The sequence below is a fragment of the Polaromonas sp. genome, assembly GCF_031411155.1.
Taxonomy (GTDB): domain Bacteria; phylum Pseudomonadota; class Gammaproteobacteria; order Burkholderiales; family Burkholderiaceae_C; genus Polaromonas.
Window position 1 is genome coordinate 1 of sequence record NZ_JANOAL010000135.1, and the last position, 5,413, is coordinate 5,413.

General features: G+C 64.5%; 3 protein-coding genes and 1 rRNA gene. 3 read left to right on the top strand and 1 reads right to left on the bottom strand.

All coding sequences use genetic code 11. The features are described from left to right. Positions 1-1,881: ATP-binding cassette domain-containing protein (locus tag RMO23_RS08970; RefSeq protein WP_309680636.1), on the bottom strand; the 1,881-nt coding region annotated here is incomplete at its 3' end. A gap of 104 nt (positions 1,882-1,985) precedes the next feature. On the opposite strand from RMO23_RS08970, the gene RMO23_RS08975 reads away from it, so the two are divergent. The 3 genes from RMO23_RS08975 to RMO23_RS08985 form a co-directional block, all read left to right on the top strand. After that, positions 1,986-2,477 (top strand): 2Fe-2S iron-sulfur cluster-binding protein, encoded by a 492-nt coding sequence (locus RMO23_RS08975; RefSeq protein ID WP_309680637.1) that lies wholly within the window; start codon positions 1,986-1,988, stop codon positions 2,475-2,477. Further along, positions 2,474-4,789, top strand: a complete 2,316-nt coding sequence (locus RMO23_RS08980; protein WP_309680639.1) for a molybdopterin cofactor-binding domain-containing protein — start codon at positions 2,474-2,476, stop codon at positions 4,787-4,789. Before RMO23_RS08975 ends, RMO23_RS08980 begins: the two co-directional genes overlap by 4 nt. Before the next feature lie 482 nt (positions 4,790-5,271). After that, positions 5,272-5,413, top strand: a 16S ribosomal RNA gene (locus tag RMO23_RS08985); the annotation flags it as partial.

Sequence of the window (5,413 nt, forward strand, 5' to 3'; positions counted from 1 at the left end):
GATCTTGCTGTTGCGCGCGTTCAGCTCGGCCGCACGTTTGGCGTTGCTGGTGTACAGCGTGCCGTCAAACAGCTCCTGCGCTATCGCCTTTTGCTGCGCTTCGAGCTGCTGGATCAGTGCCGGCAGGCCGTCGAGTTCGCGTTGGTCCTTGTAGCTCAGTTTCTTTTTTGATAGCGCATCAGGCGCATCCTGATTGGGCTTGGGCGGGTTTTTGCCGGTATTTTTGGCGCTGGGGGCGGCCGCCGAGGTTTTGGCGCCGCTGCCGGTGATTTGCGCGGCGCGCCTGGACTGGGTGATCCAGTCGGTCACGCCGCCCTCGTACTCGCGCCAGAAGCCGGGGTTCTCGGGCGTGCCCTCGTAGGCAATGGTGCTGGTGACCACGTTGTCCAGGAAGCGCCGGTCATGGCTGACCAGGAACACCGTGCCCTCGTAGTTTTGCAGCAGGTCTTCCAGCAGCTCCAGCGTGTCGATGTCCAGGTCATTGGTCGGCTCGTCCAGCACCAGCACGTTGGCCGGCCGCGCAAACAGGCGCGCCAGCAGCAGCCGGTTGCGCTCGCCGCCCGACAAGGTGCGCACCGGGGAGTTGGCGCGCTGCGGCGAAAACAGAAAGTCGGTCAGATAGCTCTTGACGTGCTTTTTCTGGCCGTTGATCTCGACCCACTCGCTGCCCGGGCTGATGAAGTCTTCCAGCGTCGCGTCCAGGTCCAGGCTGTCGCGCATCTGGTCAAAGTAAGCCACCTGCAGATTCGCGCCCTGGCGGATCTTGCCGGGCGGCACGGTGACGTCGGGCTGCAGCTCGCCCAGAATCAGCTTGAGCAAGGTGGTCTTGCCGGCGCCATTGGGGCCCAGCAGGCCAATCTTGTCACCGCGCAGCAAGGTGCCGGTGAAACGGTTGACGATGATTTTTTCGCTGCCCGGGTGGCCAAAGCTTTTCGACACCTCGGTCAGTTCGGCCACGATCTTGCCGCTTTTCTCGCCGCTCGACACGTCGAGGTTGACGCGGCCGACCGCATCGCGGCGCGCCGCGCGGTTGTCGCGCAGCGCCTCTAACCGGCCAATGCGGGCCACGCTGCGGGTGCGGCGCGCTTCCACGCCCTTGCGAATCCACACTTCTTCCTGCGCCAGCAGCTTGTCGGCCTTGGCGAAGATGACGGCTTCCTGCGCCATCTGCTCTTCTTTCTGGATCAAATACTGCGCAAAGTTGCCGGGGTAGGGGCGCAGCTTGCCGCGGTCCAGCTCCACGATGACGGTGGCAACCTGGTCCAGAAAGGCCCGGTCGTGGGTGATGGTGATGATGCTGCCGTTGAAATTGACCAGCAGGTCTTCGAGCCAGGCAATCGAGTCCAGGTCCAGGTGGTTGGTCGGCTCGTCGAGCAGCAGCACGTCGGGCTTGGCCACCAGCGCCTGCGCCAGCGCCACGCGTTTTTTGGTGCCGCCCGACAGTGAGCCGACGATGGCGTCTTTGTCGAGGTGCAGGCGGTGCAGGGTTTCCTCGACGCGCTGCTCCCAGTTCCAGCCGTCCAGCGCCTCGATTTCCGATTGCAGGGCGTCCAGGTCGGTGTGTTCGTCGGCCGCCAGATATTGCTCAACGACATGCCTGGTCCTTGCCAGTCCTGCGCTGGCAGCTATGAAAACCGTAGCATGCGGGTCCAGGCTGGGTTCCTGCGGCACATAGGCAATGCGCAGGTTTTGCTGCAGCTGCAGGGTGCCGTCGTCGGGTTTGTCGATGCCCGCCAGAATCTTCAGCAGCGAGGACTTGCCGGTGCCATTGCGGCCAATCAGGCCAATGCGCTGGTTGGCCTCCAAGGCGAAATCTGCGTGGTCGAGCAGGGCGACATGCCCAAAAGCGAGCTGAGCGTCTAAAAGAGTAATAAGTGCCATATAGGCTAGGGATTATCCGGGTGCGGGGTTTCGCATGCTGAACTCCGCGGTTTTGGGCCTGCGGTTTGCTGGCTATAGTGGCAGGTCTTCAAGGAGTACGTGGCGTGGACGCATCCCTCAAACTGGACCTCAACGGCAAGCTGGTGCCGGTCAATGCCGACCCGGCCATGCCGCTGCTGTGGCTGCTGCGCGACCTGCTGAACCTGACCGGCACCAAGTTTGGCTGCGGCGTGGCGGCTTGCGGCGCCTGCACCGTGCGGGTGGACGGCCAGGCGGTTCGCTCCTGCGTCACGCCGGTGTCCACGGTGCTGGGCAAACGCATCCAGACCATAGAAGCGCTGGGCACGCCCGACAGGCCGCATCCCCTGCAGCAGGCCTGGATTGCCGAGCAGGTGCCGCAGTGTGGCTATTGCCAGAGCGGCATGCTGATGGCGGCGGCCGCCCTGCTCGACAAAACGCCGCAACCCAGCGATGCCGACATCGACGCGGCCATGACCAATATCTGCCGCTGCGGCACCTACCAGCGGATCCGGCTGGCGATCAAGCGGGCCGCCGGCATGGCGAGCGTCGAGCCGGCCGCCAAGGTCTCGGCATGAAAAGAAGAACCTGGCTATTAAGTGCTGCGGGCGCGGCAGGGGCGCTGGTGGTGGGCTGGAGCGTGCTGCCGGCCCGGTCCCGGCTGGGCAGCGCGGCCCGGCCCTGGCAGACCGGCGGGCTCGATGACTCGACCGAGTTGACCGGGGTGGTGCTCAACGGCTGGATCAAGATCGCCGCCGACGGCGCGGTGGTGCTGGCGATGCCGCGCAGCGAGATGGGGCAGGGCGTTCATACCGCGCTGGCCATGCTGGTGGCCGAGGAGCTGGATGTGCCGCTGGCGCGCGTCAGCCTGGAACAAGCCGGTGCCGACACGATTTACGGCAACGTCGCCATGCTGGTGGCCAGCCTGCCGTTTCATCCGCTGGAAATGGATACTTACGCGGCAGAGGGCGCGCCCCGGGTGCAGCCGACCAGCGTCAGGATGGGGGAATGGATGGTGGGCAAGATCGCGCGCGAGCTGGGCATCAATGCCACCGGCGGTTCGTCCAGCGTGGCCGACGCCTGGGACGTGCTGCGCACGGCGGCGGCGACCGCCCGCGCCTCGCTGCTGGGCGCGGCGTCGCTCGGCTGGCGGCTGCCGGTCGATGAGCTGACGGTGAAGGACGGCGTCATTTCCCATTCTTCCGGGCGATCCGCGCATTACGGCGAACTGGCGAAGTTCGCCGCCGCCACGCCGCCCGGCGAAGTCAGCCTGAAGCATCGCAAGGACTGGACGCTGATTGGCCAGAGCGCCCCGCGCCGGGACCTGCCCGCCAAGGTGAACGGCACTGCGGTATTTGGGCTGGATGTGCGCCTGCCGGGCATGCTGTTTGCCGCGGTGCGCCTGTGCCCCATGCTGGGCGGCTCGGCCGGGGCCATCAACGCGGGCGCCGCGCTGGCGCAGCCGGGCGTGGAGCGCATGGTGCGACTGCCGGCCTATGCCGGCTCGACCGCCGGCTTTGCCATGGTCGGCAAAACCTGGTGGCATGCCCAGCAGGCGGCGCTGGCGGTGCCGGTGGACTGGCAGCAGCGCCCGGCCGGCGCACTCGACAGCCGGCAGATTGAAAAAGGGCTGGAAGCCGCCCTGGGGCGCGAAGAAGGCTTTACTTTCTACAGTACAGGCGAAGTCGACGCCGCGGAAGCCGTCGCCCCGCGCAAGATCGAGGCGCTGTACCGCGCGCCCTACCTGGCCCACGCGACGCTGGAGCCCATGAACTGCACCGCGCAGGTCAGGGACGGCAAGGTGCAGCTGTGGCTACCGACCCAGGTGCCGCAAATGGCGGCCGCCATTGCCGCGCGCGTGGCCGGGGTGGCGCTGGAAGACGTCAACCTGACCGTGACCTTGCTGGGCGGCGGTTTTGGGCGGCGGCTGGAGGTGGACTTTGTGGCCCAGGCGGTGCGGGTGGCCATGGAATGCGGCGGCCGGCCGGTGCAACTGATCTGGTCGCGCGAAGAAGACAGCACGCACGACTTTTACCGGCCCATGCATGTCGCCAGGCTGCGCGCTGCGGTCGATGCGGCGGGTCAGGTCACCAGCCTGCGCATCAAGTCGGCGGGCGACGCCATCACGCCGCGCTGGATGGCGCGCGGCCTGCCGGCGCTGTCCGGGCCGGTCGATACGCCCGACAAAACCACCGCGGAAGGCCTGTTCGACCTGCCCTACGGCTTTGCCCACCAAAAAATGTCCCATGTGGCCACCCGCATGGGTGTGCCGGTGGGCTTCTGGCGCTCGGTCGGGCATTCGCACAATGCCTTTTTCTCGGAAGGCTTCATGGACGAGCTGGCCTGGGATGCCAGGCAGGATCCGCTGGCTTTCAGGCGCGCCCTGTTAAAAGACGCCCCGCGCCACCTCGCGGTGCTGGATCTGGCCGCCACCAAGGCCGGATGGGGCGGGCCGCTGTCAGCGGGACAGGCGCGCGGCATCGCCCTGCACGAGTCGTTTGGCTCCATCGTGGCCCAGGTGGTGGAGGTGTCTGTAGCGAAGGGCAGCCCCCGCGTGCATCGCGTGGTGTGCGCCATCGATTGCGGCACCGTCATCAATCCGGGCATCGTGGCGCAGCAGATGGAGGGGGCGGTGGTTTTTGCGCTGACGGCCGCCTTGTATGGCCAGGTGGACATCGAGGGCGGCGTGGTCCGGCAAAAGAACTTCCCCGACTACCGAATGCTTCAACTGGCCGAGGCGCCTCGGGTTTTTACCTATGCCGTGCCCAGCAGCCGGCCGCCGGGTGGTGTGGGCGAACCCGGCGTGCCGCCTCTGGCGCCGGCGCTGGCTGGCGCCCTGTTTGTCCTGACCGGGAAGCGGCTCCGATCACTGCCGCTGGCCTCTGGTTAGCAGGGCTCCAGCGGCGGGTTTGCCGCCATGCAAAAACTTTTTGAAGGATGTTTGCGAGGCGGGAAAACCCGTGCTATAGTCTATGGCTGCGCTGATGAAACAGCTTCTGAATGAAGCGGCAAGTTGGCGCAGATGCCTTGGTTAGAAAGTCAAAAAATTTCAAATTTATTTGACCTGGTTAAAAAAACCGGTATATAATTTGAGGCTCAGCTGATTACAGCTAACGACGAAAGGCGAAGCGGCCAAGCTGCTGAGCGGGTAGTCAGGATCATTAAAAATTTACAGCCGATAAGTATGGGCGTTTGAAGGCGATTGCCAGGCGAAGTTGATGCAAGTCAACCAGCCAGGTCTTCTGACCTTAAACGCTCATGGAGATAGAAAATGTGAAATCGTCAAGATTTTTCATCAATTCCGTTTTTATGAGTTTTCTTCCCGCGGCCGACGTCAGTTGGTTGCGGGGAGTTGAAATTATTGCAGTGATTAAACTATAGAGTTTGATCCTGGCTCAGATTGAACGCTGGCGGCATGCCTTACACATGCAAGTCGAACGGCAGCACGGGAGCAATCCTGGTGGCGAGTGGCGAACGGGTGAGTAATATATCGGAACGTGCCCAGTCGTGGGGG